This window comes from Actinoplanes sp. NPDC051859, assembly GCF_044452725.1.
Lineage (GTDB): Bacteria > Actinomycetota > Actinomycetes > Mycobacteriales > Micromonosporaceae > Actinoplanes.
The window spans coordinates 31,327-58,220 of record NZ_JBITBX010000017.1 but is presented as its reverse complement, the minus strand read 5'-3'; the positions used below and the strand labels follow the sequence as shown (position 1 = coordinate 58,220).

Annotated in this window: 24 protein-coding genes; 18 read left to right on the top strand and 6 right to left on the bottom strand. The window is 70.2% G+C overall.

The features are described 5' to 3' along the window. The first annotated feature begins 27 nt into the window (after positions 1 to 27). The 4 genes from ACIA1L_RS30205 to ACIA1L_RS30190 are packed head-to-tail and all read left to right on the top strand — an operon-like array spanning position 28 to position 5,769. A complete protein-coding gene (locus ACIA1L_RS30205) occupies positions 28 to 1,206 on the top strand; it encodes an FIST signal transduction protein (protein WP_396076418.1) in 1,179 nt (392 codons plus the stop codon). Further along, on the top strand, positions 1,206 to 2,666 hold the full coding sequence (locus ACIA1L_RS30200; RefSeq protein ID WP_396076417.1) for a diguanylate cyclase domain-containing protein: 1,461 nt from the start codon (positions 1,206 to 1,208) through the stop codon (positions 2,664 to 2,666). Before ACIA1L_RS30205 ends, ACIA1L_RS30200 begins: the two co-directional genes overlap by 1 nt. Continuing rightward, positions 2,663 to 5,065, top strand: coding sequence for a putative bifunctional diguanylate cyclase/phosphodiesterase (locus tag ACIA1L_RS30195; protein WP_396076416.1), 2,403 nt, complete (start codon positions 2,663 to 2,665; stop codon positions 5,063 to 5,065). Before ACIA1L_RS30200 ends, ACIA1L_RS30195 begins: the two co-directional genes overlap by 4 nt. A gap of 56 nt (positions 5,066 to 5,121) precedes the next feature. Beyond that, positions 5,122 to 5,769, top strand: a complete 648-nt coding sequence (locus ACIA1L_RS30190; RefSeq protein WP_396076415.1) for a GNAT family N-acetyltransferase — start codon at positions 5,122 to 5,124, stop codon at positions 5,767 to 5,769. Here the strand turns inward: ACIA1L_RS30190 and ACIA1L_RS30185 are convergent. Next, on the bottom strand, positions 5,735 to 6,571 hold the full coding sequence (locus ACIA1L_RS30185; protein WP_396076413.1) for an LLM class flavin-dependent oxidoreductase: 837 nt from the start codon (positions 6,569 to 6,571) through the stop codon (positions 5,735 to 5,737). The genes ACIA1L_RS30190 and ACIA1L_RS30185 overlap by 35 nt on opposite strands. 121 nt (positions 6,572 to 6,692) lie before the next feature. Here ACIA1L_RS30185 and ACIA1L_RS30180 point away from each other — a divergent pair, with 121 nt between their 5' ends. Beyond that, positions 6,693 to 7,283, top strand: a complete 591-nt coding sequence (locus ACIA1L_RS30180) for a sigma-70 family RNA polymerase sigma factor (RefSeq protein WP_396076412.1) — start codon at positions 6,693 to 6,695, stop codon at positions 7,281 to 7,283. Between the two features lie 151 nt (positions 7,284 to 7,434). Next, positions 7,435 to 8,640 carry a helix-turn-helix domain-containing protein gene (locus ACIA1L_RS30175; protein WP_396076411.1) on the top strand — a complete coding sequence of 402 codons (1,206 nt, stop codon included), beginning with the start codon at positions 7,435 to 7,437 and terminating at the stop codon, positions 8,638 to 8,640. Positions 8,641 to 8,643: 3 nt separating this feature from the next. Here the strand turns inward: ACIA1L_RS30175 and ACIA1L_RS30170 are convergent, their stop codons facing one another. Beyond that, the gene (locus ACIA1L_RS30170; RefSeq protein ID WP_396076410.1) at positions 8,644 to 9,063 is read right to left on the bottom strand and encodes a BLUF domain-containing protein; all 420 of its coding nucleotides are present in this window, start codon (positions 9,061 to 9,063) and stop codon (positions 8,644 to 8,646) included. Between the two features lie 235 nt (positions 9,064 to 9,298). On the opposite strand from ACIA1L_RS30170, the gene ACIA1L_RS30165 reads away from it, so the two are divergent. After that, positions 9,299 to 9,973, top strand: coding sequence for a hypothetical protein (locus ACIA1L_RS30165; RefSeq protein WP_396076409.1), 675 nt, complete (start codon positions 9,299 to 9,301; stop codon positions 9,971 to 9,973). Here the strand turns inward: ACIA1L_RS30165 and ACIA1L_RS30160 are convergent. Further along, positions 9,888 to 10,676 (bottom strand): acyltransferase family protein, encoded by a 789-nt coding sequence (locus ACIA1L_RS30160; protein WP_396076408.1) that lies wholly within the window; start codon positions 10,674 to 10,676, stop codon positions 9,888 to 9,890. The two genes, ACIA1L_RS30165 and ACIA1L_RS30160, sit on opposite strands and share 86 nt — an antisense overlap. 199 nt (positions 10,677 to 10,875) lie before the next feature. On the opposite strand from ACIA1L_RS30160, the gene ACIA1L_RS30155 reads away from it, so the two are divergent. The 3 genes from ACIA1L_RS30155 (at position 10,876) to ACIA1L_RS30145 (ending at position 13,116) form a co-directional block, all read left to right on the top strand. Next, the gene (locus ACIA1L_RS30155) at positions 10,876 to 11,619 is read left to right on the top strand and encodes an EAL domain-containing protein (RefSeq protein ID WP_396076407.1); all 744 of its coding nucleotides are present in this window, start codon (positions 10,876 to 10,878) and stop codon (positions 11,617 to 11,619) included. Between the two features lie 85 nt (positions 11,620 to 11,704). Next, the gene (locus ACIA1L_RS30150; RefSeq protein ID WP_396076406.1) at positions 11,705 to 12,280 is read left to right on the top strand and encodes a GNAT family N-acetyltransferase; all 576 of its coding nucleotides are present in this window, start codon (positions 11,705 to 11,707) and stop codon (positions 12,278 to 12,280) included. A 2-nt stretch (positions 12,281 to 12,282) separates the two neighbouring features. After that, on the top strand, positions 12,283 to 13,116 hold the full coding sequence (locus tag ACIA1L_RS30145) for a nicotianamine synthase family protein (RefSeq protein ID WP_396076405.1): 834 nt from the start codon (positions 12,283 to 12,285) through the stop codon (positions 13,114 to 13,116). Here the strand turns inward: ACIA1L_RS30145 and ACIA1L_RS30140 are convergent. After that, on the bottom strand, positions 13,088 to 14,299 hold the full coding sequence (locus ACIA1L_RS30140) for an amidohydrolase family protein (protein WP_396076404.1): 1,212 nt from the start codon (positions 14,297 to 14,299) through the stop codon (positions 13,088 to 13,090). The genes ACIA1L_RS30145 and ACIA1L_RS30140 overlap by 29 nt on opposite strands. Before the next feature lie 86 nt (positions 14,300 to 14,385). Next, positions 14,386 to 14,796: an MmcQ/YjbR family DNA-binding protein gene (locus ACIA1L_RS30135; protein WP_396076403.1), complete on the bottom strand. Its 411-nt coding sequence runs from the start codon at positions 14,794 to 14,796 to the stop codon at positions 14,386 to 14,388. A 121-nt stretch (positions 14,797 to 14,917) separates the two neighbouring features. On the opposite strand from ACIA1L_RS30135, the gene ACIA1L_RS30130 reads away from it, so the two are divergent. Further along, entirely contained in the window at positions 14,918 to 15,304 is a 387-nt protein-coding gene (locus ACIA1L_RS30130) for a spore germination protein GerW family protein (RefSeq protein ID WP_396076402.1), read from the top strand. On the opposite strand, the gene ACIA1L_RS30125 is transcribed toward ACIA1L_RS30130, so the two are convergent. Continuing rightward, positions 15,294 to 17,180, bottom strand: coding sequence for a serine hydrolase domain-containing protein (locus tag ACIA1L_RS30125; RefSeq protein WP_396076401.1), 1,887 nt, complete (start codon positions 17,178 to 17,180; stop codon positions 15,294 to 15,296). The genes ACIA1L_RS30130 and ACIA1L_RS30125 overlap by 11 nt on opposite strands. A 175-nt stretch (positions 17,181 to 17,355) precedes the next feature. On the opposite strand from ACIA1L_RS30125, the gene ACIA1L_RS30120 reads away from it, so the two are divergent. The 7 genes from ACIA1L_RS30120 (at position 17,356) to ACIA1L_RS30090 (ending at position 26,888) form a co-directional block, all read left to right on the top strand. Beyond that, positions 17,356 to 18,465 carry a sensor histidine kinase gene (locus tag ACIA1L_RS30120; RefSeq protein ID WP_396076400.1) on the top strand — a complete coding sequence of 370 codons (1,110 nt, stop codon included), beginning with the start codon at positions 17,356 to 17,358 and terminating at the stop codon, positions 18,463 to 18,465. Next, positions 18,462 to 19,115: a response regulator gene (locus ACIA1L_RS30115; protein ID WP_396076399.1), complete on the top strand. Its 654-nt coding sequence runs from the start codon at positions 18,462 to 18,464 to the stop codon at positions 19,113 to 19,115. Before ACIA1L_RS30120 ends, ACIA1L_RS30115 begins: the two co-directional genes overlap by 4 nt. A gap of 294 nt (positions 19,116 to 19,409) precedes the next feature. Continuing rightward, a complete protein-coding gene (locus ACIA1L_RS30110; RefSeq protein ID WP_396076398.1) occupies positions 19,410 to 22,481 on the top strand; it encodes an ExeM/NucH family extracellular endonuclease in 3,072 nt (1,023 codons plus the stop codon). Between the two features lie 228 nt (positions 22,482 to 22,709). Further along, positions 22,710 to 23,123, top strand: coding sequence for a peptidase inhibitor family I36 protein (locus ACIA1L_RS30105; RefSeq protein ID WP_396076397.1), 414 nt, complete (start codon positions 22,710 to 22,712; stop codon positions 23,121 to 23,123). 26 nt (positions 23,124 to 23,149) lie between these two features. After that, on the top strand, positions 23,150 to 24,112 hold the full coding sequence (locus ACIA1L_RS30100) for a hypothetical protein (protein WP_396076396.1): 963 nt from the start codon (positions 23,150 to 23,152) through the stop codon (positions 24,110 to 24,112). A gap of 199 nt (positions 24,113 to 24,311) precedes the next feature. After that, entirely contained in the window at positions 24,312 to 26,264 is a 1,953-nt protein-coding gene (locus tag ACIA1L_RS30095) for a M4 family metallopeptidase (protein ID WP_396076395.1), read from the top strand. A gap of 66 nt (positions 26,265 to 26,330) precedes the next feature. Then, complete coding sequence (locus ACIA1L_RS30090; protein ID WP_396076394.1) at positions 26,331 to 26,888, top strand: hypothetical protein; 558 nt, start codon at positions 26,331 to 26,333, stop codon at positions 26,886 to 26,888. The last annotated feature ends 6 nt before the right edge of the window (positions 26,889 to 26,894 follow it).

The following is a 26,894-nucleotide window of genomic DNA, read 5'->3' as shown; positions in this document are numbered from 1 at the left end:
CGACCTGTCGTCGTGACGGAGCCGGTGATGAACGTGATCGGGGCCGGGGTGTCTCCCCTCGGGACGGGGCAGAGTCTTGCCGACGACGCGGCAACGGCTGCGGCCGAGGCCGTCACGGCGGCCCTGGGCGGACGGGTGCCGGCCGCAGGTGACCTCGTGGTCGTCTTCCCCACCTTTGACCAGGACCCGCACGCCGTGCTCTCTGCGGCACAAGCGGCCGCGGGTGCGGCGACGGTGGTGGGTTGTTCGTCGTACGCGTCGTTCACCACCGCCGGCCACGTGCGGTCGGGTTGCGTCGCCACCTATGTGCCGGCGCAGGGTGCCTCGATCGGGGTCGCAGCCGAGGAGCCGTTGGGCGCTGACATCGCTGGTGCCTGCCGCCGCGCCGCCGAGGCAGCCCGTGCGCAGGCAGGCACCGCACACCCGCATTCGGTCCTGATGGTGCTTTCTGACGGCCTCGCCGGTGATCAACGCGAGGTGCTGCGCGGCGCGTACGCGGTCGCTGGCGCCCTCGTGCCGATCGTCGGTGGTGCGGCTGCCGAGCCGCTCCGGATGGAGCAGACCTATCAGTTCGCCGAGGGCCGGGTGCTGCGCAACGGCGTCGTCGCCGTCTGGTTCAACTCGCCCGACCCGGTGGGAGTCGCCACCGAGCATGGCTGGCGCCCCACCGGCGAGACCATGATCGTCACCCGGGCCGAGGGCAACATCATCCATGAGATCGACGGACGGCCGGCCCGCGAGGCCTACCTGGAAATGCGCGGCTGCGACCCCCGGGACCAGGCCGGAATGGCCTTCGGCGGGCTCGTCATGGACCGACCGTTGGGATTGCCGAACGCGTCCGGGCGCTTCGACGTCCGGCACATCCTCGACTGCACGCCCGAGGGTGGTCTGGTGATGTTCGGCTACGTCAGCGACTACTCGGTCGTCCAGATCATGGAGAGCGGGTTCGACGAGCTCATCGACGCCGCCCGGCAAGCGACGGCCGCGGCCGTCGCCCAGCTCAGCGGGCCGCCGCGCGGCGCGCTGGTGTTCAGCTGCACAGCGCGAACAGCGCTGTTCGGCGACCGCGTGACCACGGAGGCGAAGGCGGTGTCGGCGGCCCTGGCCGGGGCGCCGGCCGGCGGCTTCTTCACGTACGGGGAATTCGCCCGGGTCACCGGTTCGAGCGGATTCCACAACGCCACCGTCGCGGTGCTGGCGTTCTGATGACCGACACGATCCCGGATGCCGTCCTGGGCACCGACAGCCTGGAACTGGATCAGCTCCGCACGGAGGTACAACGGCTGCGCGCCCAGATCACCGCGTCACAGACCACGTCGGCGCGGGCACTCTCCCGCGCCACCCGCCTCGCCCAGGTGGTCAGCGTGCTCGGGCAGCTCACCGACGTCGATGACATCTTCGCCCGGGCCGCCGGCGAGGTGGCCGAGCTGTTCGCCGCCGACATCGCCCTGTTCTGGCTGGTTCGCGACGGTCGCACCGAGCTGGCCGGTTCCTGGGGTGTTCCGGCGCACGACCTCACCGCCGACGCGGCCGAACTCCCACCCGGCATGCCGGCCACCACCGGAGCCGCACCGCTGATTGCCGGCGCCGTGGACCGCGTCCCGGTGCCGTCCTGGCTGGCCGCCTACGATCCGCGCCACGTCGTCTGGGCGCGGCTCGCCACCGGCGACGAAACTCTGGGCTACATGCTCCTCATCCGCCGCACCGAAGCGCCGTTCGACAGCGCCGACGCGCTCGAGCTGCGGGCCGTCGCCACGCGGGTCGCCCTCGCCGTGGAGAACGGGCGGCTGCAACGTCGTACCCACGCCCAGCTGCAGCAGCTGCATCGGCTGCACGAGCTGACCGCTCAGCTGGTCGGCATGCTCGACCTGACCGAGGTGGTGCCGGCCATCGCGCGGATCGTCACCGCCGAGGTGCCGGTCGAGGGCACCGCCGTCTACCTGCAGCGCGGGGCAGAGTTCCCGGTGGCCGCAATCGCCGGTACGGGGCTCACCGGTCTCGACCCGGCAACCCCGGGGGTACGGGTGCTCAGGCTCAGCGCCGGCGGCAAAGAACTGGGGCTCCTGGCGGTCCGCGGCGCCCCGCCGGTCGATAGCGAAGCCGATGCCCTGCTGCGGCACCTCGCCGACCTGGCCGCCCTCGTCATATCCAAGGCGCTGCTGTTCGAGCGGGTCAGTGACCAGGCGAACCGTGACCCGCTGACGCGGCTGGCGAACCGTGCGCTCTTCATGGAGCGGCTCGAGCAGGCGGTCGCCCACGCGCAAAGCACCGGCGGCTCGGTGGGAGTGATCTTCGCCGACCTGGACAAGTTCAAGGCGGTCAACGACACGTACGGCCATGACGTCGGCGACGCCCTGCTGATCGGGGTGGCGCAGCGGCTGGCCGGGGCGATCCGGCCTGCTGACCTGCTGGCCCGGCTGGGCGGTGACGAGTTCGTCGTGCTCTGCGAAGAGCTGCCGGGGCCGCGGGAGGCGCGGGCCGTGACACGGCACCTGGCCCAGACACTCGCCCCGCCCTTCGACATCGGCGGCACCCGCCTCGTCGCGGGCTCCAGCTTCGGAGTCGCGCTCACCGACGAGGTCGGCTACGACGCCGAAGCGCTGCTGCGCGCCGCCGACGAGGCGATGTACCGGGCCAAGGGGTCGGGCTCGCGAGGCCTGTCATGACCAAACTGCTCGGACGACTCCTGCACCGCAACGGCTTCCCTCCGGCAACCGACCGCACCACCGCGGACCGGTACACAGGAAACGTGGACACTCCCGGCCCGTCTCGGCGCAAGCTGTCGCGCCCACGCTGGCCGGCGCACCGCTGGTTCCTGGCCGGCGGCGCCCTGGGCAGCCTCACCATGCTGCCGCTGACCGGTCCGGCCGTGTACGCCGTACTGACACCCCTGGCGCTGGCGTCGGTGACGGCAATGCTGGTGGGTATCCGCTGGCACCGGCCGCGCTGGCCGCTGCCGTGGTATCTCACCGCCGGTGCGGTCGGCGCCGCTCTGCTCGGCAATCTCCTGCACGTGCTGGACGGCGGCACCGGGCGCCTGGAGTGGGCGGCGTTGCTGCTGTCACACCTGCGCGGGCCGCTCCTCGCGCTCGGCATGGCCTGCTGGGTGCGCCAAGGACTGCGTCGCGCCGCCTCGGTCGACGTCGCCATCGTGGCATTGGGCGCAGCGATGTGGTGGTGGGCCCTCATCATCGAACCGCTGCTCTTCGCCGGCTACTACCGCGGCTGGGACCTGGTCAGCTCACTGGCGCTGACCCTGGGCGACCTTGTGGTGCTGGTGCTCACGGTCCGGGTCGCACTGGTCAGCCGCATCCGTACGCGCGCCTACGCCCTGCTGTCCGCCGGCTCCGTCGGTGTGGTCCTGGCCGGCATGGTGCGCTGGATCGAACGCGCCGACGGCGGCGGCTCGGGCATGTCCACGGTCTCGATGCTCGGCTGGACCACGGCGCTGGTGCTGGTCGGCGCCGGCGCGTTGCACCCGTCGATGGCGCGCACCGCCGGGCAGGTGCCGGCAAAACCAGCCTCGGTGTCGCCGGTACGGCTCGCCCTGTACGTGTTGCTGGTCGTCACCTGTGGGGCGCTGGCCGCGTACACGCTCACCGCGGAGTTGCGCCACCACGACAGTGTCTCCTTCCTGCACATCGCCATGCCGGTCATCCTGCTCTCCGGCATCGCCACGTTGCTGGTGATCCGGCTGAGCCTGGTGGCGACCCTGCTCGGCCGGCGCGTCCGCCAGGACCCGCTGACCGGACTGGGCACCATGACGCTGCTGCGGGAACGGCTCGAGACGGGCCGGCACGCCGATGCCGCCGCCCTGCTGCTGATCGACCTGGACGGCTTCCGCGCCCTCAATGACAGCTTCGGCCACCAGGCCGGCGACGACATTCTGCGCGAGGCCGCCAACCGACTGCGCGCCAGCACCGGCTCAGCGCAGGTGATGCGCCTGGGCGGCGACGAGTTCGCCGTCCTGCTGCACGCCGACGCCGCCGGGGGCATGCAGCTCGCCGAACGTACCCAGCAGTCGCTCGGTGCGCCGTACCCGGTGCCCGGCGGGGAAGGTCACCTCACCGCCAGCATCGGCATGCGCGCGTGGCACGGCCGGATCAACGCCGGCGATGTTCTGCGTGAGGCCGATGTGGCGCTGGACGCGGCCCGCGCCACCGGCGGCAACCAGATCGTCGTCTACGACGCAGCGCTGCACGCGGACCGGCTGGAGAACACCCGCATGGTCGCCGAGCTGCGGCACGCGCTGGCCGCCGGCGAGTTCACCATGTACTACCAGCCGATCGTCGACCTGACGACCGGCCGGGTCGCCGCCACCGAAGCATTGCTGCGCTGGATCCGCCCGGACGGCAGCTTCGTCTCCCCGGCCCGGTTCATTCCCCTGGCCGAGCAGAGCGGCGCCATCGTCGGCATCGGCGACTGGGTGTTGCGGCAGGTCTGCGCCGACCTGGCCGGCTGGTACGCCCAGCACGGCGTGCCCTGCACGGTGAATGTCTCCGCCCAGCAGTTGCGCGACCCGGCGTTCGCCAGCCGGGTTCTCGAGCTGGTGGCTGAGTCGGGCCTGCCGGGCGCGGCACTGATCGTGGAGATCACCGAAACGGTGCTGGTCACCACCGTTGCCGACGCCGCCACCGTCATCGCGCAGCTGGAAAGTCTGCGCGAACGCGGGATCCGCATCGCCATCGACGACTTCGGCACGGGCTACTCGTCGCTGTCCTACCTGCGCCAGCTGCCGGTCGACATCCTCAAGATGGACGGCTCCTTCACCACCGGGCAGCTGGAGACCGGCAATCCCCGCGACATCGCCTTCATCCGCGCCATCGTGCAGCTAGCCACGAGCCTCGGCCTGCGCACCATCGCCGAGGCCGTCGAGACCGGCACGCAAGCGCACCGCTTGCAGGCGCTGGGCTGCGACTTCGCCCAGGGCTACCACTTCCACCGGCCCGCCCCCGTGGCCACCCTGCACAGCGTCCTGAACGATCCGGTTCGCGGCTCCGCCAGCGGCAGTGTCGGCGCGCCCAGTGCCTCGCCCGCGCTGTCCGGCGCGGAGTCCGACAACTGACGGGCTCATCCGAAATCGGTGGCACGCCCCAGGTGCCGCATGCGACGGTGCTGATCGTGCCGCAACCTGTGCTTCGTACAGATCGCCTGCTGCTCGTCCCCCTGGCAGACCGTCACCTCGACCTGGAAGTCGACCTCGACGCTGACCCCGAAGTGCTCCGCTTCCTCTACGGCCGCGCCCGCTCCCGCGCCGAGGTAGCCGAGTCGCACACCGAACGGATGGCGCTCGGCCGCGCAGCGGACGGGCTCGGCTATTGGATCGCCTTCGGCACGGCGGGCGGCCGACGGGGGTCTCACGCCCCGGACGACGAGCAGGCGGGCGAATTCGTGGGCCTGTTGATGTTGCCGCCCGCCCATGGCCCGGACCAGCCCCGCGACCCGGCCATCTGCGACCTCGGCTACCGTCTCGTCCGCCGGTTCTGGCGGCTCGGCCTGGCCAGCGAGGCGTCCACCGCGCTGCTGCGCCACGCCTTCGACACGATCGGGCAGGAGCGGGTCATCGCCCAGACCATGGCGGTCAACGCGGGTTCGCGCGGTGTCATGCAGGCGCTCGGCATGCGCTACGTGCGCACCTTCCACCCGCGGTGGGAGGAACCGCTGCCGGGCTCGGAACAGGGCGAGGTCGAGTACGAGCTGACCCGAGACATGTGGCAGGCGTCCCGCCCCGAGGTCAGCGCACCAACGGGCCAACTTCCTGCGCGGTGAACCGTACGAAAGCTTCAAGGTCGGGTTCGTCGGCAGTGGGTTGCAGAATCACCGCGTCGGCCCCGGCGGCTCGGTAGCGCTGCACGACGTCGGCGATATCGGCGGCGGTGCCGACAGCCGTGACACCAACCTTGTGCGATTCACCCCAGAACTCGAGCTCTCGGGCCATGCGGGCTGCGGCGTCCGGCCCGGTCGCCGCATACACGTAGACCGTGATGGCTTGAGCCAACGGCCTGGCGGCCGCCACCTCGTCGGTGGTCGTGCCGGCGGTCAGCAGGATTCCGTCGGCCACTTCACAGGCAAGCGCACGCGTTTTCGGTCCGGTCGCACCCGCATAGATCGGGGTCGTCGTCGCCGGCGGATAGTCCAGTTTGACCCTGTCGAGCTGAACATACCGACCCGCGGTGGTCACTGTTTCGCCGGCAAGCAGCGACCGCAACGCCTCGATGTGTTCGCGCAGCAGGGTCAGAGGGGAGGCGACCCGGGCGCCGACCTGGCCCATCCAATCCTGGACGCCGTGGCCGAGGGTCAGGATGGCCCGGCCGGGGAAGAGCCGGTGCAGCGTGGCGGCCTCCATGCCGAGCACCGCGGCGTTGCGGAACGGCACCGGGAGCAGGCCGATCCCCACGGCCAGCCGGTCAGTCCAGGCGAGAGCCGCGGCGGCGGTGGCGATCCCACTCTCGAGGAAGCAGTCCTCCCAGAGCCACAGCTGGTCAAGGCCGGCCTCATCGGCGGCACGGGCGACGGATCGGAGGCGTTCGGGCGGGTTCTGCGGGCGAAAGACCACACCGAGAGTCGTCATACCAGCCGAGCCTAGCCCGCGTACGACGGCTGGTCCGCCTGGACACGAGGCGCACACCGACGGAGCTCGCCTCGACCCCGGATCGACCCGGAATCGAGCCGGCTCGCGGATCGTCGAAGCCATGCCGGACCAGCACCCCGCCTCGCCCGACACCCTCACCGCGCTCGCCGCTGCGGGCGCACGCGGCGATCAGGACGCCCTGACCCGCCTGGTCCGCGCCACTCAGCAGGACGTCACCCGCTTCCTCACCCGGCTGTGCGCACCCGCGGACGTCGCGGACCTCACCCAGGAGACCTACCTGCGGGCCATCCGCGCGCTGCCCTCCTTCGCCGGGCGTGCTTCCGTACGCACCTGGTTGTTCGCGATCGCTCGCCGGGTCGCCGCCGACCAGGTCCGGACGGCGATGTGCCGACCCCGCCTGGTCGCCCTGCCCGCAGACCAGGACGCCGTTCTTCCCGGTGCACGCTTCTCGGGGCCGCGCGAGCGACACCGGTTCGATGAGCAGCATGCCCTCACCGACCTTCTGCAGCGCCTCGAGCCGCAGCGGCGGGAGGCGTTCCAGCTCACCCAGCTCGCCGGCCTCTCCTACGCCGAAGCCGCAGCGGCGTGCGGCTGCCCGGTCGGCACCATCCGGTCTCGGGTGGCTCGCGCCCGCGAGGACCTGATCGCCGCGCTGGCCGTCGACGACAAGGCACACACCGCGGTCGGTTAAATCACGCCCGGCACTGCTCAGGAGTCCGGCGAGTCCCGTCGCTTCCGCAGCTCACGACCATAGTGGAGATCCGCTTGCTCGCGCGAGTGGTCACCGAGGGCTGGTACAGGGTTGGACCAGTGGGTCCTCCACCGGCATTACTGTCGGTCGCATGGCTATCCAACGGAGCGCGGATCGGGCGGTGGGCGAGCGGATTCGCGGGCGCCGCTTGCTGCGCGGTTGGAGTATCCGGTACGCCGCCAGCCGGGCCGGCGTGTCGCACGCCACCTGGAGCCGGATCGAACGGGGGCTGCAGGCGGCGAACAACCGGTTCATGCTGGCGGCCATCGCGGGTGCGCTGGACTGTGCGCAGGACGAGTTGGCCGGCACGGGGGTGCCGGCTCCGGACCGGACCACCGCGGCGGCACGGGCCGGTGTGCTCGACCTGCGCCGGGCGCTCATCGATATCGACCTGACTGAGCCGCCCGCCGGGTCCGCACCGCCGCTGGCCGAGTTGCGTCGGAGCGTGACCCTGATCGATGCGCTGCATCAGGCGTGTGACTATGCCGGTGCGGCACGGCTGCTGCCTGACCTGCTGCGTGACTTGCACACCGAGACGGCCGGCCCGCATCAGCGCGAGGCGCTGCGGCTGCTCTGCGAGGCCACCTCTGACGCTTCTTCGGTGCTGCGCAATCTGGGGCAGCCCGCGGATGCCTGGCTGAGCGCGGAGCGGTGTCGCGACGCGGCGGACGCCACCGGCGACCCGGTCCTGCGGGGACATGCCGCGTACGCGCTGGCCCGGGCCGCGACGGCATGCGGGTCGTACCAGCGGGGGCAGACGATCGCCGAGCGGGCGACCGATGAGCTGAGCCGCCATCTCGCCCTGCCGGGCGCACCGGAGGTGCTCGGCTCGCTGTTCCTGGTCGCCGCGTTGTCCAGCCAGCGCCGGCAGCGGCTGGAGGACAGCCGGGACTGGCTGACCGAGGCAGCGGCGCTGTCCCGGCGGACCGGCGAGACCGACACCATGAGCATGTACTTCGGCCCCACCAATGTGAACATCTGGCGGATGAGCATCGAGGTCGACGACGGCGATCCGGCTGCGGTGGTAGCGATCGCCCGGCGGACCGATCCGACGGCGATCCCGGTGAGTGTCCGTCAGGTCTTCTACTACGCAGACTCCGCTCGGGCGCTGGCCCGCGTCGGCGGTCAGGACCGCGAGGCGATCCGGTTACTCCTCACGGCCGAACGCATCGCGCCGCAGCACGTCCGCACGTCGGCAGAGCTCGAGCAGACCATTCTGGCGCTGCTCGAACGGTCTCGCCGACAGGCCGGCGGCACCGAACTGCGGGGCTTGTTCGAGCGCGTACGGAGAGCGTGATGTCTATCGTGCCATCGGCACCGACTGGAGCCGGCGCATCATCGCGAGTGCTGTGTCACCGGCCAACGTCGCCGGTGTGAATTCTCTGTCTGGCGACGCTTCTTTCAAGACTGCCTGGACCGACGGTGACGCCGCATCCAGAAGTCCCATTGACCAATCTGGATAGTCGCGTTCGGTGATGTCATCCACGCGCAGCAGGCACACGTCCTTATGCCGCTCGTCGGCGGCGATCCGGGCGAAGGCGGCGGTCACCGTCACCCGCTCGCCTTCCAGCAGCTGCACGAAATATGAGCGATTGAACAGCAGAACCCCGGTCAGCCCGTCGCGGGCGTTGTTCCGCTGTGCCTGCAGATGAATGTCGAAGATCTCACCGGACGGCAAGGGATTCTTCACGCTGGCGTAGAGCAGCCGACTGAGTATCACCTCAACACGATAGCCAATTTCGCCTGCTATGTCCGGTCACCCACAGCCGGCAGCGGCGGCGATAGACCGTTGGCGGGTCACTCTCGAGGTGTCAGATTCCTGTCGTGGCCGGGCGGCCGACCGGCGGGAAGGCGCCACTGAACTCGCCCTCGACCGATCGGTGGCCCAGACTCTGGCCGCGAGTACCACATTCGACGGCGGCAAACTGTGGCAGCATCCATCTACCGTGATCATTGTGCAGTCCCACCTTCTCCGGTCAGGCTGGCCGGAACAGCTCCTCGCCGGGCGATACACCCTGCGTGCGGACCGTCAAGTCGGCACCGTGCGGGTGCTGGCCGGGCTGATCGACATTGCGACCATCACCCGCGACCGCGCGGGGGCCTGGGCGCCGGAGCCACCGGGACCGAAGGTCGTTGCGGGTGATCCGGCCAGCCCGCTGATCACCCTGCTCGCGCACGTTCGGCCGCAGCTGCCTGCCGAGCCGACGACGGCGTCGGACCGGCTGGCGCTGCTCGTCGATCGCCGGCTTGCCGTACGCACCCGGTTGCGTCGCTCGCTGAGCGACCTGCGCCACGCTTACCTGACGCGCAAGCCACCCGTGCCGACCTGGGATGTTCTCGACAACCGCTTCGGCCTCATCGTCGGCCGGTTGACGCGGCCCGGCGCTGACCGGCCCACCGACAGTCGGACGTTCATCAAGGACCTGACGGGTCGGACCAGGGCGGTCATGGTGGAGCCGCACGGGTCGGGACGCATCCTGTTCCTGGCCCGCAAGCGGCCGGTTGCCTTCATCGCACAGCAGCACGAGGAGCAGCTGGTCGATGTCACCGCGACGAGCCAAGCCGGGTTGGACCCGCGGCTGGTGCTGGCTTGCGCGATCTTGCGGTTCGCACCTGCGGGTGCGGAATAGGCGGCGTCGGCTCCGCACGGCGAGCCGCCTCGATGCCGCGTTGCATGGCGGCGTGCAGGCGCGGGCCGAACGGGACCTCGATCAGGCGGTAGACCAGCCAGGCAGCGCCGAGCAAAATGACGATTGCGCCCGCGACGAGCACGCCCGCGGGCAGGCCGGTGTGCTGGTGTCCGTACTGGATCAGCACGTTACCGACGCGCCGGTGCAGGAGGTAGAAGGGGAATGTCAGCGCGCCCGCCACGGTCAGCCACCGCCAGTTCCACCGATCGGTGTAGCCCAGCGCGATCAGCAGGAGCGCACCGTACGCCAGGGTGATGATGAGCAGCGCGGGCCAGATGGCGACCGTCCACCCCGGGTTCACCACGGGTCGCAGGCTGAAGTGGTACATGTTGATCAGCCAAGTGAAGCCGACGATCGCCCACAGCAGCGGCGTGGGACCGTACCTGCGCATCAGGTACATCGTGATCCCGGCGGTGAAGAACGGCGCGAAAGCCGAGAGCGTCGCCATGGTGTAAACCGGGTGGTTGATCGCCGGGGCCGCCATCGCGGCGACAATCCAGACCACGCAGAAGATGACCGTACGCCGGTAGGTGGTGCCGGGGACGACGACGAAGACAGCGAACAGCAGGTAGAACCGGAGCTCGGTCCAGAGTGTCCAGTACACCGGGTCGATCGAGGCGGCACCCAGCGGTTCCTGCAGCATGCGGCCTCTCCGGAGTAGTACCGGCGCAGGCGGCGTCGCGCGCGCAGCAGGCGCAGGCTGAGGGCGGGGGTGGAGATGCCGAGGACCCGGGCGGCTTGCGGACGGGAATATGTCTGACAGATCGCCGCCGCGGAGGACCTTGTTCGGCTGTTGACGGCGGCTGGAGCCCGGCTTGAGGGCGGACGCCGATCGTTGCAGCATGACCGTCGCGCAGCTCCCCTCCCCCGCCACTCAGGCCGTGCGTGACGTATTGCGCGAAGGTGCCGTACAGATCGTGTTTCAGCCGATCGTCCAGCTCGAAGACGGCGTCGTGAACGGCTACGAAGCGCTCGCCCGGTTCACCGGAGAGCACTTCACCAACCCCGCCGACGCCTTCCACGCCGCCTACACCGCCGGCCTCGGCGTCGACCTCGAAATCCTCGCCATCGAACGCGCCCTGCTGCGCATCAGCGACCTCCCCACCGGCGTCTGGCTCAGCCTCAACGCCTCCGTCGAAGCCCTCCTCGAACCCCGCACCATCACCATGCTGCTCGCCCACGCCCACCACAGCCTCACCGTCGAACTGACCGAACACACCCAGGTCACCGACTACACCGCACTGCGCGAAGTCATGGACCTGCTCCGCGCCGCCGGCATCAAAATCGCCGTCGACGACGCCGGCTCCGGCTTCGCCAACCTCAGCCAAATCCTGCAAATCCAACCCGACATCATCAAACTCGACATCTCGCTGACCCGCGACATCGACCAGGACCCCGTCCGCATCGCCCTCGCCCGCGCCCTGTTCTCCTTCTCCGAAAGCGTCGGCGCCGTACTGGTCGCCGAAGGCATCGAAACCTACGCCGAACACGCCCAACTCATGGCCCTCGGCGTCCGCCACGGCCAGGGCTACTACATCGCCAAACCCGGCCCCCTGCCCAGCCGCCACATCGAGCCGCTGCTCTAGCGAGCACGGGGCCGGTCGGCCGCAGCGTCACCTCGGCAAATGAAAATCGTTGCTATTAACGTTGCCGCATGACGTTGGGAGAAGCATGTCTAACCCGCAGAGAACGGGTCTGGCCGAAGCCCCGGGCCTGACCGTCGCCGTTGCCACGCCTGCCGACCTGGCCGAAGCGGGAACGGTCATGCGTGCCGTGCTGCATGCCGACCTCGGCGGCTACCGCCCGCAGTGGCACTCCGATCTCGACGACCTCGAAGCGGCCTACCTGCGCCGGCCGGGCTGTGTGCTGGTCGTCGCCCGGGACGAGAGCGGCATCGTCGGCACCGCCGCCGTCAAACCGTGCCTGCTGGCCAGCCCGCCCAACCCGGACTGGCTCGCCCACGAGTACAACCAGCCGGACGTCTGCCAGCTCGTCCGCGTGTGGGTCGCCGCGCGTGCACGCCGGCGCGGTGTCGGTCGGGCCCTCGCCGGGAAGGCTGTCAGCTGGAGCACCGGCCCGGGCGGATACCGCCGGGTCTACCTGCATACCGACGCCAGCGTCCCCGGCGCGGAAACCTTCTGGCGATCGCTGCCCACTCGCGAGATCCACGATTGCCGGCCTGATCCGTACCACACGGTGCACTTCGAAATTGACGTCGACGCGCTGCTGCGGGCGCCCGGATGCTGAGCGTGTCCACCGCCCCAGCCTGGGACGTCAACCTCCTCGCCAGCCGCATTCTCGACGTGTACGAACGGTTACGAGCCGCCCCGGACCTCGCTCCCTCGCCCGCGCTCAACGCGCTGTTCGCGGACTTGGTCAGCGCCTGCACCGGTGCTGACGCCGCCGACACCGCGGCGGTGCTGGCCGATCCGCGCGTCGACGCCGTACGCGATGAGTTGATCCGGTTGTGCGCCCAGGGCGAGTCCCTGCTCGAGAGTGCCTGGGCCCGTCAGGCGCTCGCCACCGGTTCCGTGGCTGCCTTCCCCTACCTGGAGAATTACGAGCAGCTGGCTCGATTGGAACTGCACGCACTCGCCGGCGCCGGTCATCGGCCGGAGGCCACGCGCCGACTGTGTTTCATCGGCGGCGGTCCGCTGCCGCTCAGCTCCATCCTGCTGCACCGCGCTTTGGGGGTGCCCGTCACGGTGGTCGACCGCGACCGCGAAGCCGTCGAGCTCTCGCGCCTCGTCGTCGACCGCATCGCCCCGGCCCGACAGATCAGCGTCGTCTCGGCCGACGCGACCTCCTCGTCCGACCTGGCCCGCATAGTCGCCGACTGCGACGTCGTGGTGCTGGCTGCCCTGGTTGGCACGACCCGGGAGCAGAAACAGGCGGCCTTGCGCGCCATCGGTGCGACGGTGCAGCCGGGAACCCATGTCGTCATTCGTAGTGCCGACGGCCTTCGCGCCCTGCTGTATCCCACGGTCGACCTCGACGACGTCCAGGACGCGGGCCTGGTGCCCCAGCTGCTCGTGCACCCACTCGGCGAGGTCGTCAACTCAGTGCTGGTGACCCGGCGTTAGATCGTTCGGCGAATTTTCCGCGCAGAACGACGTCCCGGACGCGGGTGAGCGCGAGCACGTCACTTTCCACCACGCCGTCGACCACGAGCACATCGGCCACCGCGCCGGGGCGGAGCCAGCCGACCGTCTTTGCCAGCCCGCAGGCCTCGGCGGCCACGGAGGTCGCGGCCGCCACTGCGGCCGACACCGGCAGGCCGGAGCGAACCAGCTCGCCGATCGCGTACGGCAGCACGCCGTGCGGCTTCGCCGGATGGATCCCGGCGTCCGAACCGGCCAGCAGGGGCACCCCGGCGGCGTACAGCCCGCCGACCTGAGCGAACCGGGCCTCGAGCGTCATGCCGGTCCGGCGCATCACCGCCACCGCCTGCGGAGATGGCGGCAGCGTGGGCAGCCGGCCGAACGTCGGGCACACCATGGTCCGTCGTGCGGCCAGCCGGGCCGTCACCGCCGCCGGGGTGTGGATCCCGTTCGCGGTCAGACAGGTGCAGTGCTCGATGGCGTCGACGCCCGCGGACAGGCACACCTCGACCGCGGCGACCGGATGGGCGTGCGCGGTCACCGGAATTCCCCGGCGGTGCGCCTCTTCCACCACGACCCGGACGTCGGCGGCAGCGAACTGCAGGCGGAGCAGGTCCGAGCCGGCGGTCATCGCCCCGCCGGAGACGATGACCTTGACGACGTGCGCACCGTGTTCTGCCCGCTCCGCGACGGCGTCCCGCAGCGCAGCCGGCCCGCTGGCCTCGCCGCCGAGCGCGGCACAGTGGCCGCCCACCGAGGTGATCGGCGGGCCTGCTCCGAGCACCGATGGCTCGTCATCCTGCACCTTTCGGTCCAGGACGGCGTACCGGTTGTCGCCCAGATCCCGCACCGTCGTCACCCCGGCACCGACCTGGGCGAGCAGCGCGCGCCTGATCACCTGCTCACGTTCGGCGCCGGACCGGTCGGCGTCCAACACCAGCGCGTCCGGCTCGTCCCCGGCCACGAGATGCACATGGGTATCGATCAGACCCGGCAGCACGGTGGCACCGGGACGTTCCAGCACCGGTAGTCCCGGCGGGAGCGGCGCGTGCTGCGACCGTACTGCCACGATGCGATCGTTGTCGATGTGGACTTGCGCCCCGCCGGGAAGAAACGCCGCCCCATCGAACGCATGGGCCGCTCTGATCACATAGGAGCTGTCCATGCCCGGAACGTAGCGCCTTCGGCCGGCAATCACAACGCCGCGTTACTGAGCGGCTACTCAACGATCATGGTGCGGGAAAGAGACGATCATGGTGCGGGAAAGAGTCGAGCGACGAGAAACTTCGGGGCCTGCTCGCAATAGCTGTCGGTGACCAGCTCATCGATCTCGGCCCAGTCCGTGTCAGCGTCGAGCACAGCCGCGGCCACATTGTGGCCCCACGGAGCGCGAAAGAACGGGAAGCCACGGGCGGTCAGACCGAGCAGATCATCCAGGGGTACGCGAAACGTCAGCACCGTCGGCGCCACCCCGGCAACAGCGTGCTGGGCGTAGACCGGATAGCGGGCCACGTCCGGCGTATAAACGTGGGCGATCGTCCGGGTGCGGATCCGCCACCGGATGCCGATCCACGCCGGCTCCTCGTAGGCCTCGGGCAGTCGGCCGCAGGTGAGGCGCAACTGCTCCAGGATCTCCGGCGGCACATCGCCCGGACCAGACATTGGCCGACAGTAGCGCATGCGGGCGTCTGGCCCTTTCCCCGCACCGACGTCGGTGCCACGGTGGGAAGGGCGCAGCCGCGACCGTGGCTGCGCGGCGATCCCACCAAGGAGATGGCTCGTCATGACGATCACGACCGCCAACGACGCCCCGATGCTCGACTCGCTGCGGGAGGTGCTGGACAACGCCACGGTGGGCAAGGTCTTCGGCTCCCCCATCCACCACGACGGCGTCCTGGTGCTGCCCGTCGCAAAGATCGGCAGTGGGGGCGGCGGTGGCAGCGGCACCGGCCCCGCGCCCGAGGGGCAGGAGGCCGGCGGGACCGGTGGCGGATTCGGTGTGTCCGCGAAGCCGCTGGGTGTCTTCGTGGTGAAGAACGGGCAGGTGTCCTGGCAGCCCGCGCTCGACCTCAACCGGATCATCCTGGGCGCCCAGGTCGTGGCGGTCACCGGTCTGTTCGTCCTGCGCATGCTGCTCCGAGCGCGTCAGGCCACGGACGTCAGGCGATGAGATTCCATTGCCAGACAAACCAGACCAGCGCCGCGTGCCCAGCCAGCAGCGTGACCTGATGAGTCCGGGCGACCACCCCGGCACCTGAGCCACGCCAACTCTGCGCGGTCAAACCGACCGCGGCCACGGCCACGGCTGTCGCCAGGACGGGCACGAGGAGCAGCAAGCGAAAGTGCAACGGCACGTGGAACAGGAACTCGTCGGTGTTGCCGGCCAGGATGACGCCGAGAACGACGAGGAACACCACATCGAGGAGAGCCGCACCCACCGCCACGCCGCGGGCCCTCCGCCACCTGCGAGTGGTCCGGGCGGCACGGCGGCGGACCACCCGCACGATCGCGCCGGCAAGCAGGACGAGAGTGCCGCTGGCCGGAAGGAGGACGGCCAGCAGCACCGCCATGTTGACCAGCGGCGTCTCGGCCGCCGGCATCAGTTCGGCGGCCGCGCCGTCGGTGGCTACGTACCGGCGGCCGTCCGTCCCGGCGAGAAAAACCAGGCGGTCGCCGTCGGGCGCCCGATAGAGGTCCCCGCCCTGCTGCGCCCAAACCTTGCCCCGGAAATGGACGGCCCCGTCGCCGTCGATGGTGAGCCGCGATGGCGACACCAGGGTGGTGAGCTTCTCGAACGTCGTCGCGTTGTGCCGGGTCGGTTTGTAGAAACCGGGCGTCGGAGCGCTCGGCCGTGCCAGGCCATCCGGAGACGAGCCGACTGCCGGCGCAGGGGATCCGCCTCCTTCCGGGGCGAACCGGTCGAAGAACGCGTCGATGATCGCCTGCATGTCGGGCCCGGCGCCGCTGCGGCTGTTGGTCGTGAAGAACAGTCCGAGGTCACAGTCCGGTACGAGCATCATGACGCTGGCGAAGCCCTCCCACCCGCCGTCGTGCAGGAGAACCCGATGCCCGTTGCTGGTGCGCTCTTTGAAACCGTGGGCGTACCCGTCGATGCGCGGATCGGCGGTGAACGAGCGCTGGTGCATGCGTGCGGTCGTCTGCGGGTCGAGGATGCCGTCGTGTAGGTGGGCGTTCATGAACCGCGCCATGTCCGCGGCGGTGGTGGACACCGAGCCGTCCGGCGGCATCTGGTCGAAGGTGAACGGGTACGCCGCGGGTGGTGTGACCTCGGTGTCGTAGCTGCGCGCCAGGTCCGGGGCCAAGGCTGGCGGCACCGGCTCGGCGGCGGTGCTGCGGGTCATGGCGAGCGGAGCCAGCACGTGCCGGTGGAGGTAGTCGTCGTACGTCGTCCCGCTGACCTGGCTGACGATGTACCCGGCGAGGGCCGCACCGTAGTTCGAGTAGGCGGAGATCTCGCCGGGCGGCCGGATCCGGGCGGGCAGGTGCTCGGCCAGGTACTGCCCGAGCGGGGGCACGTCGGCGGGATCCCGGGCGGCCGTGTCGACGCTGAAGTCCTCGAAGCCCGCGGTGTGGCTCATGAGATGGCGCAGCGTGATCGGCTGCGGGTACGTGCGGGGGATGGCGAATCCGGTCAGGTACCGGTTCACGTCGTCGTCCAGATCGAGGCGTCCGGCCGCGACCTGTTGCATCACCGCTGTCCAGGTGAACAGCTTCGAGATCGACGCTATCCGCACCAGGGAACGCGTGGCGTCGAAGGGGACGTGGTGCTCGACGTCTGCCAGCCCGTACCCCTTGCTGAAGGCCGTGGTGCCGCCGGCCGCGACGGAGACCGCGGCGCCGGGCACCCGATCGGCCGCCAGCCGGCCCGGCAGCCTCGTGTCGAAGAATTCTGCGACGGCGCCCGGGGTGGCGGTCCGGCAGCCGGCCGGCGCCGCCGCAGCCGGTGTCGCCAGCGGACCCAGGGCGGGTACGCCGGCACACCCGACCAGCAGCCCGAGCAACGTACGGCGGATCTGGACCTTCATCTCTGCTCCCGGAGAGTGCGTCGTTCGGTGGCAGCGCCCAGCCTCTCGGAACCGGCCAGGCCGCCACATCGCCGCGGAGTCGCCGCCAGCTGCGACGAAAGTCGTATCCGGGTAGTCCCGAACCGTCGACCAAAGGCGGTGGGGTCGGGGCTCGCCCGCTCGCTAGGCTGCCCGCATGTTTCGTCAGGGAGCCCCCCGGCTGATCGACGGCGCCCTGGTCGCCGGGTGCCTGCTAGCGAGCGGGCTGGCGGTGAAAACGCCGTGGTCTCCCCTGCCCTGGCCGATCGTGCTGGCGGCTGGCTTGGTGGGCAGTGCGGCCCTGTGGCCGCGGCGGCGCTGGCCGTTGTGCAGCGCCGTGGCTGGTGCGGGCGCCTTCGCGCTCACCGGCAACCCGGTCCCGCTCCTCGGCGGCCTCTATGCCGCCGGCCGGTACGCACCTCGACGGCGGGGCTGGCTCGGCGGGATCGCCGCCTGGGCCGGTTATGCGACGTGGTCGTGGCTCGATGCCGGGCGGCTGACACTGGATGAGGCGATCTTCCCGCCGCTCGGTGTCGGGTTGGTTCTTCTGATCGGGGTCCACCAGGCCACCCGGGAGGCGCTGGTGGTGTCCCTGCGCGAGCAGACCCGACTCATCGACACGGAGCGACTGCTGCGTGACGAGCAGGCCCGTGCCGCCGAGCGCGCACACATAGCCCGGGAGATGCACGATGTCATGGCCCACAAGGTCTCGCTCATCGCCCTGTACGCGGGAGCTCTCGAGCTGCGCGCCGACGACGATCCGAAGCTGCGCGACAGCGCTTCCCTGATTCAGACGACGGCACGGGAGGCGCTCACCGACCTCCGCGATGTGTTGGGCATTCTGCACGACGGACTCGAGCCTCCGGGTCCGGAGGCGACTCTCACGACGCTCGTGGCGGCGTCCGCCCGGGCCGGTCAACCGATCGAGCTGAGCGACGACGCCGGCGAGTTGCCGGCGGCCACCGCGCGCGTGGTCTACCGGATCGTGCAGGAAGGCTTGACCAACGCCCGCAAACACGCACCCCAGGCACCCACCACGGTCTCGGTGTGCCGCGCCGATGACGGCAGCGTGGCCGTGAGCGTGTGCAACGAGCTGACGGCCACCGCCGGCCCGACCGGGAAGCTGCCCGGAGCTGGTTCCGGGCTGGCCGGGCTGGCGGAGCGCATCCGGTTGGCCGGCGGCTCGCTGCGCAGCGGTCCCGTGCACGGCGGCTGGCGGTTGTCCGCTGTCGTACCCGGGCAGCACCCGCACGCGGATGTCTCATGATCTCGGTGCTGATCGCCGACGATGAGGCGTTGGTCCGGGCGGGACTGCGGATGATCCTGGAGACGACCGACGACCTGACGGTCATCGCCGAGGCGGCGGACGGGCAGGCGGCCGCGGCAGCCGTGGACCGGCACCGGCCCGACGTCGTGCTGATGGACATCCGGATGCCCCGGTCGGACGGCATCGCGGCCACCGCGGCGATCCGGCACCGGCCGCAACCACCCGCGGTGATCATGCTGACGACCTTCAACACCGATGAGGACGTGTTCCGGGCGCTCGGTGCGGGCGCGGCCGGCTTCCTCCTCAAAGACACCCCGCCAACCGACCTGCTCCGGGCGATCCGACTCGCCGCCGCCGGGGACGCCATGCTGTCTCCCCAGGTGACGCGCCAGGTGATCCGCCGCGTCACTCTCCAGGACCGGTCGCAGGCGCGGGCCGAAGCGCTGAACCGGCTCGCCGCGGTCACGGAGCGGGAACGGGAGATCCTCGTGCAGATCGGCCTGGGGCACGCCAACGCGGCCATTGCCCGCACCCTGCACCTGAGCGAGGCCACGGTGAAGAGCCATGTCACCCACCTGTTCGAGAAGTTGACCGCCACCAATCGGGTGCAACTCGCCCTCGCCGCATTCCGCGCCGGACTTGTCGAATAGCTCCATAACGGGCGGTCCCATGCCGGGCCGTGCGGTCACAGTTGACCGCGACGTGTTGCTCAAAAGACTCCAGGGTGAACATTTCGGTGCCGCCAGGCGCCTCCCGCTCGTTCGACACGATTCCTTTACCGAGGTCAATCTCGTCATATCGATAAACGTGCTCTAGCGTGTCATCGACCATTCGAATTCTGTCTCCGGACGAGGCGGCGCCACTTCACGGTCGTGAACCGACGCTGACTCGTCTGGGAGTTGCAGCCCGCATATTGGAGGTCGGGGGCGTCGTCCCCTGCGCTCATGAAACGATCAACTATCGCGACCGTCGCCCTGTCGCTGGCCGCCGGCGGGCTCGCCGCGCCGGCGTATGCCAACCCGGCGGGAACCGGCCTGGTCATCAACGAGGTCTACGTCAACGGCGGCTCGTCCGGGGCCGCGTACAGCAACAAGTTCGTCGAGCTCTTCAACCCGACCGCGAGCGCGATCTCGCTGGCCGGAACCACCCTGCAGTACCGGCCCGCGACGAACACCACCACGCCCAGCGGCGGCTCGGTGTTCGCCCTGTCGGGTTCGGTTGCCGCAAACGGTCACTTCCTCGTCCAGCTGCCGGGCAACGGCTCGACCACCAACCCGGGCGCGGCGCTGCCGACGGCGGACGCGAGCACCGGCACCGGCCTCAACCCCGGCGCCGCTGGTGGCACCCTCTACCTGGCGGCGAGCACCACGGGCGTGCTGCCGACCGACGCCACGGTCACCGACCGGATCGGCTGGGGCACCAGCAACGCGCCCGAGGGCACGGCGTCGACCGGCAACTCGGTGGTGCTGAGCTACCAGCGAGGCACGGCGGGCGCGGACACCGACAACAACACCGCTGACTTCCGTACGGCCGCGCCCACCCCGCAGAACGCGGCATCGGACGGCGGCACGACGCCCCCGACCGGCGTGACGGTCACCGGCCCCGGTACGCAGAACGCGACGACCGGCACCGCGATCACGCCGCTCACGCTGGCGGCGACGGGCGGCGCCGCGCCGTACACCTGGACCGCCGTTGATCTTCCCGCCGGCCTGGCGCTCTCGACGGCGGGCGTCCTCTCGGGAACACCGACCGCCGCTGGCACCTCGAAGGTGACCGTCACGGCGACGGACTCGGCGGGGCTCAGCGGCACGGCGACGTTCGACTTCCAGGTGAGCGCGCCCGCCGCGGTCGTGACGATCGCGGCCCTGCAGGGCACGAACACCGACACCTCGCCGTACGCCAACCAGGCCGTCACCACCGAGGGTGTCGTGACCGCTGTCTACGCGACCGGCGGTTTCAACGGCTTCTTCCTGCAGACCGGCGGCGACGACACCACTCCCGGCGCCTCGGACGCCGTGTTCGTGTTCGGCTCGCAGGTCGCCACGCAGGTGACCACCGGCGACTCCGTGCGGGTCACCGGCAAGGCCGTCGAGTTCCAGGGCCTGACCGAGATCACCGGTCCGACCGTGACGAAGCTCGACACCGCGCTGCCGGCCGTGGCGCCGCGGCAGCTGCCGTGGTCGCAGCTCACGACGGCGGAGCAGAAGGAGGCCCACGAGGGCGAGCTGGTCGCGCCGCAGGGCACCTTCACGGTCGCCAACAACTACAACGCGAACTTCTACGGCTCCTTCACCCTGGTGGCCGGGGAGGAGCCGCTGCGGCAGCCGACCGACGCCGGTCGGCCGGGCAGCGCGGCGGCGAAGGCCGCAGTGGCGGACGCGGCCGCGCGAGCGATCACCCTCGACGACGCGTCGACGCTGAACTACAGCACGAGCGCCAACAACGGCACCCCGCTGCCGTGGTTCACCCCGGAGAACCCGGTCAGCGTGGGCGCGAAGGTCACCTTCCACCAGCCGGTCGTGCTCGACTACCGGTTCTCGGGCTGGAACTTCCAGCCGACCGCGCAGGTCACTGGCAACGGCTCCGCCGTGGCGACGTTCAGCGACGTCCGCGCCGGCAAGCAGCAGCCCGCCGCGGTGAAGGGCAACGCCCGCCTCGGCACGTTCAACGTGCAGAACTACTTCCCGATGACCGGCGAGCGGTACGTCGCCGCCGGCCTGGGCACCTGCACCTACTACAACGACCGGGCCGGTAACAAGATCGCCGTGAACCGGTGCGCCGGTCCTGACGGCGCCCCCGGCCCGCGGGGTGCGGCGACCGCCGAGAGCTTCGCCCGGCAGCAGTCGAAGGTCGTCACCGGCATCAACCGCCTCGGTGCGAGCATCGTCTCCCTGGAGGAGGTCGAGAACTCGGTGAAGTTCGGCGAGCCGCGGGACACCGCCCTCGCCGGCCTGGTCGACGCGCTCAACGCCGCAGCCGGCTCGCCCGTGTGGTCGTACGTGCCGTCGCCGGCCGCCGACCAGCTGCCGCCGCTGGGCCAGCAGGACGTCATCCGCACCGCGTTCATCTACAAGAAGGCGGACGTCGCGCCGGTCGGCCCGTCGGTCGTCCTGCTCACCGAGTCGGACCCGGGCGAGCCGTTCTCGATCGCCCGCCAGCCGCTGTCCCAGGGCTTCAAGAAGGCCGGCGCCGCCGACACGGACGCGTTCGTCGTCGTCGCCAACCACTGGAAGTCGAAGAGCCCCGGCACCCCGCTGTACCCGGGTGACGAAGAGGACAAGTCGTCGCCGGACGTCAACCAGGGCGCTTTCAACGCGACCCGGGTCCGTGAGGCCGAGGCTGTCATCACGTTCGCCGCCCAGACCGCGGCAACGCTGCGCACCGACCGGATCTTCCTGCTCGGCGACTTCAACTCGTACACGCACGAGGACCCGATGGAGAAGCTGTACGCGGCGGGTTACCTCAACCTCGGCAGCATCTTCGACGAGCACGCCCACTCGTACATGTACAACGGTCTTGCGGGCTCTCTCGACCACGTCCTCGCCAGCCCGGCCGCGAAGGCCATGGTGACCGGCGTCGACGTGTGGCAGATCAACGCGCAGGAGGCGGTGGCGTACAACTACAGCCGCTACAACTACAACGCGACGCTGCTGTTCAACGGCACCGACCCGTTCGCGGCGTCTGACCACAACCCGGAGGTCGTCGGCCTGAACCTGCCGTCGACGCCCGCGTGGACCGCGTGGAAGATCTACCATGAGGGCGATCTGGTCACCCACGAGGGCAAGACCTGGCGCGCGCTGTGGTGGACGGCCCTGATCGCGCCGGGCTTCGTGTACGGCCCGTGGGAAGAGATCGCGGTCGCCGCGGACGGCACCGCGCAGTGGACGCCCTCGGGCGTCTACGAGAAGGGCGAGGTCGTTTCCTACCAGGGCAAGAAGTACGTCGCCAAGTGGTGGAACCGCAACCTGAAGCCGACCACCACCGGTCCGCTGTCCGCCTGGAAGCTCGCTTCCTGACCTCGGCTACCCACCCGATCGGGCCGCCTTCGCATCGTCGAAGGCGGCCCGTTCGCTTCCTCGGACGCGGCGGGCGATCCCGCCTGCCATCCCAAGTGGAGTGTCGAGGCGCAGGTCACCGCCGCACTGGCATCCCAGCTTCCCGACCGGCCGGCAAACGGTACGCCGATCCGCCGAGGGTCCCTACATTGACGCCTGCCACAACGTCAACGGTAGGGAGAGCACCACATGTTTCGTCGAATCGCGGGCCCACTGCTCGCCTTCGTCCTGGCCCTGAGTGGCGGCCTCGCCTGGGCGGCCCCCGCGCAGGCGGTCGACCGCGAGTGTCCGGACGGCTTCGTCTGCTTCTGGGTCGACGAGTTCCGCAACGGCGCCAAGGGCAAGTTCGAGGGCAACAACCCGCGCTGGGGTGACTACCGCCAGGGCTCCTGCGGCAACGAGACCTGGGACAACTGCGCGTCGAGCATCATCAACAAGGGCCGTACGTGCACGGTGCGGGTCTACAGCGGACCCAACTACGGCGGCGGATCCATGGACATCCAGCGCGGCCAGTACATGGATAACCTCGGCTTCCGGACCGAGGGCCTGGGCTGGAACCAGAACTGGGGTGACCGGATCAGTTCCAACAAGTGGATCTGCTGACCTCCGCTTCGAACCACGAGAGTGACTTGCTGATGCGCCACGCGCTGACCTGCACGCTGGTCGCCGGCATGATCGTCGGGGCGGGACTGCTCGCCGGCTGTTCGCACGAGCAGCCGGCGGGCTCCCGCACCATGCTGCGACTGGACTCCGCAGCGGTCGATCTGGTTGCCGGCACCGCCACCGAGCACGATGAGGCCCGACTACTCGCCAGGGCCGAGAACGAGCTGATCCGCCGGTGCATGGCCGCGCAGGGACAGCCGTACGCCACGGAGCTGCCACGCACCGAGTCGGCCACCGACGCCGTCACTCGTCCTGATCTGGCGTCGCGGCGCAGCGTAGGCTACGGCCTCGCCGCTGCCTACGCCCGGACCGGCGGCGAGGATCCGCTGCGGGCCGCGCTTCCGCCGGGCCGGCAGGCCGGCTACGACCAGGCGTTGTCCGGCGCCGGCACCCGTCAGCGGTCGGTCACGATCGACGGGACCACATTGGGCTATGACACCGATGGCTGCATCGCCACCAGCCGCGCGGACCTGTATGGCAATCTGGACCGTCAGGCCGTGCTGATCCTGGTGCAGCAGAAGGCGCGACTGCGGATTGACGTCGCCGTCCGGGACGACCGCCGGTATCGCGCCGCGGTCACGGCCTGGTCCGGGTGCATGACGGCAACAGGACACCGATTTGCCACACCGGACGACGCCCGCAGCCGGCTGAGCGAACAGTTTGCCCAGCACGGAGCCGGCACAGCATTGCGCCAGACGGAGGTCGCTGTAGCGGTTGCAGATGCGAAGTGCGCCGCCGACAGTGGACTGGTGAGCGCGGCTGCCGAGGTGGCTCGAGACTTCCTGAGCCGTCTGCCCGACGAGATTCTGCAGCACCTGCCGGACGCCGTCGATACCCGCCGGGTTGCCCTGGATCGGGCCGCCGCATTGGCGCTGCCAGCCCAGTGCACCCCGGCCGCCTGTCATGGCGCCGACACTCATCGTCAATGAATGTATCGGTCGAATAAAGCTCACCGGAAGCCCAGCCTAAATTCATGAGGCAATTCTTAAAGATATTGACGCTCATGTTTCGCTACTTGAGACTGGCTCTCGCTCGGCAGTCGAGCGATTTCCGCTTACGTCGCGACGGCAGAAACTCACGGGGACGCCCGGCCTTCAGCGCCGCGATTCCTTCGCGCAAGGAGCACCGTTGAAACACAAAGTCGCGGTGGCGACCGGACTGGCGGCCGTCACCGTCGCCGGTTCCCTCGCCCTCACCATGCCGCAAGGCAACGCCACCACCACTGCTGCGGCACGGCCCGCCGAACCGGTGCCGACGACCGTCGCCACCGCCCGCGCCACCACCTCGGCGTCGTCCCTGGTGGCGCAGAAACCCAAGAACTTCTTCAAGGGTACGCACGACGAACTCGTCAAACGCCAGGTCGTCAGCCAGCACGGCCTGCAATACGTCGCGTACGAGCGCACCTACCGCGGTCTTCCCGTCCAGGGGGGCGATGCGGTCGTGGTCACCGACACCGCCGGAACGGTGCTCAGCAGTTACGTGGCGCAGGACCAGGCCCTGTCGACCGGCACCGAGGCCCGGATCTCCCCGAGCGCCGCAACGAAGACTGCCCGCAAGCAACTGGTCAAGGTCACCTCGGCGAGCAAGCCCACGTTGACGGTGGTGGCGCAGGGCGCAGGCATCCTGGCGTACGAGGTGGTGGTCGCCGGCACGAAGCGCACCGAGCACGGCACGGCGCCCAGCAACCTGCACGTGTTCGTGGACGCCGGCACCGGCAAGGTGCTGGCCGACCTGACCCGTGACGACGTTCTCGACGCGACCGGCCGGGGCGCGTACTACGGCACGGTCACCATCGGCACGCAGGGCTCCGGTGGCCGGTTCACGATGAGCGACCCGCAGCGTCCGGGGCTGCAATGTGGCGGGCAGAACGGCGCCGCCTTCAGCAGCACCACCGATTCCTGGGGCACCGGAACCGCCACCGACCTGGTGACCGGCTGCGTGGACGCGATGTATGTCGTGGCCCAGGAGTGGAACATGCTCCGCGACTGGCTGGGCCGCGACGGCATCGACGGTAACGGCCGAGCCTTCCCGATCCGGCAGGGCCTCGACGACGTCAACGCCTTCTGGAACGGCTCACGGGTCGAGATCGGCCGCTCCTCCGATGGTCGCCGGCTGCTCAACAGCATCGACGTGCTCGGGCACGAGTTCGGTCACGCCATCAACCAGTTCACGCCCGGCGGCTCCAGCGGCGGCAACGAGGCCGGCGGACTGAACGAGTCCACCGGGGACATCTTCGGCGCTCTGACCGAGTTCTACGCCCGCAACCCTGCCGACCCGGGCGATTACACCGTCGGCGAGTTGGCGAATCTCGCCGGGGACGGGCCGATCCGCAACATGGCCGACCCGTCGAAGCTCGGGGACCCGAACTGCTTCTCCAGCAGCATCCCCAGCACCGAGGTGCACGCCGCCGCCGGCCCGCAGAACCACTGGTTCTATCTGCTGGCCGAGGGCTCCCGGCCGACCAACGGCCAGCCCGCGAGCCCGACCTGCAACAACAGCTCGGTGACGGGCCTCGGCATCGAGAAGGCCGGCAAGATCTACATGGCTACGCTGATGCGCAAGACCAGCGGCTGGACCCATGCGAAGGCGCGCGCGGCTTCAGTCGCGGCCGCCGCTCAGCTGTTCGGCACCGGCACCGAGTGCGCCACGGTGAAGGCGGCATGGGACGCCGTCAGTGTTCCGGCCGGCGCGGGCGAGACCGCCTGCACCAGCGGCGGCCCGGCACCCACCCCGACCGCAACCCCGACCGCAACCCCGACGCAGGCTCCCACGGGCGCCTGTCAGGCGGGCTACTCATCGCACGACAGCGGTGCGGTCGCGGCCGGCAAGACCGCCGTCACCGAACCGTTCACGGCGGGCGCGGGCCGGCACACCGCTTGCCTGTCTGGACCCGCCACGGCCGACTTCGACCTGTACCTCGACAAGAACGTCGGCGGCCGGTGGACCGCTGTCGCCCGGTCGACGGGCGACACGTCCCGCGAGTCCATCACGTACACCGGCTCGGCGGCCTCGTACCGCTACCGGATCGTGTCCTACGCCGGCTCGGGCGACGCGGTCCTCGGCTGGAACGCCCCGGCCTGAGGGTGAGCACGGAGGGGGGCCGGACCGCCGGTCTCCCTCCCCCGCCCCTCGGAGGACGATGGGAGCATGATGCGAAAGTCACGAACCTCGGTGCTGGTGGCGGCGGCCCTGCTGCTCGGCAGCGTCGGTGCCTGCGGCAACCAACCCACTACCCCGGCTGCGCAGCCACCCACGACACCGACGTCCGCGGCGGCGCCGTCACCGACGACGACCTCCGCGGCCCCGGCGACCACCGACCCGACCCGGCCCCCGACGGAATCGACGACCGCACCGGAGCCACCACCCGCAGCGGGAGTATTTCCGCTCACCGTCTCCCGCCGAGGCGGGTTCGCCGGCGTCAACGACCGCGTCGCCATCAAGGCGGACGGCACCACACTCGTGACCCGCGACGGTCAGCAGACCACCCGGACCACCCTGCCCGCCGCCACCATGTCCGAGCTGCGCCGACTCCTGACCGCGCCGGACTTCCCCCGACGGGAGAAGTCGTCGGCCGTGTGCAGCGACGGTTTCGAGTACGAGATCAGCACCGCATCGACGACAGCGGTCATGGAGGACTGCGGCCCCGCGCAGGAAACCTCGATCGACAAGGTGGTCGCCATCGTGCAACGCCTGCTCAACGGCTAAGCGGGC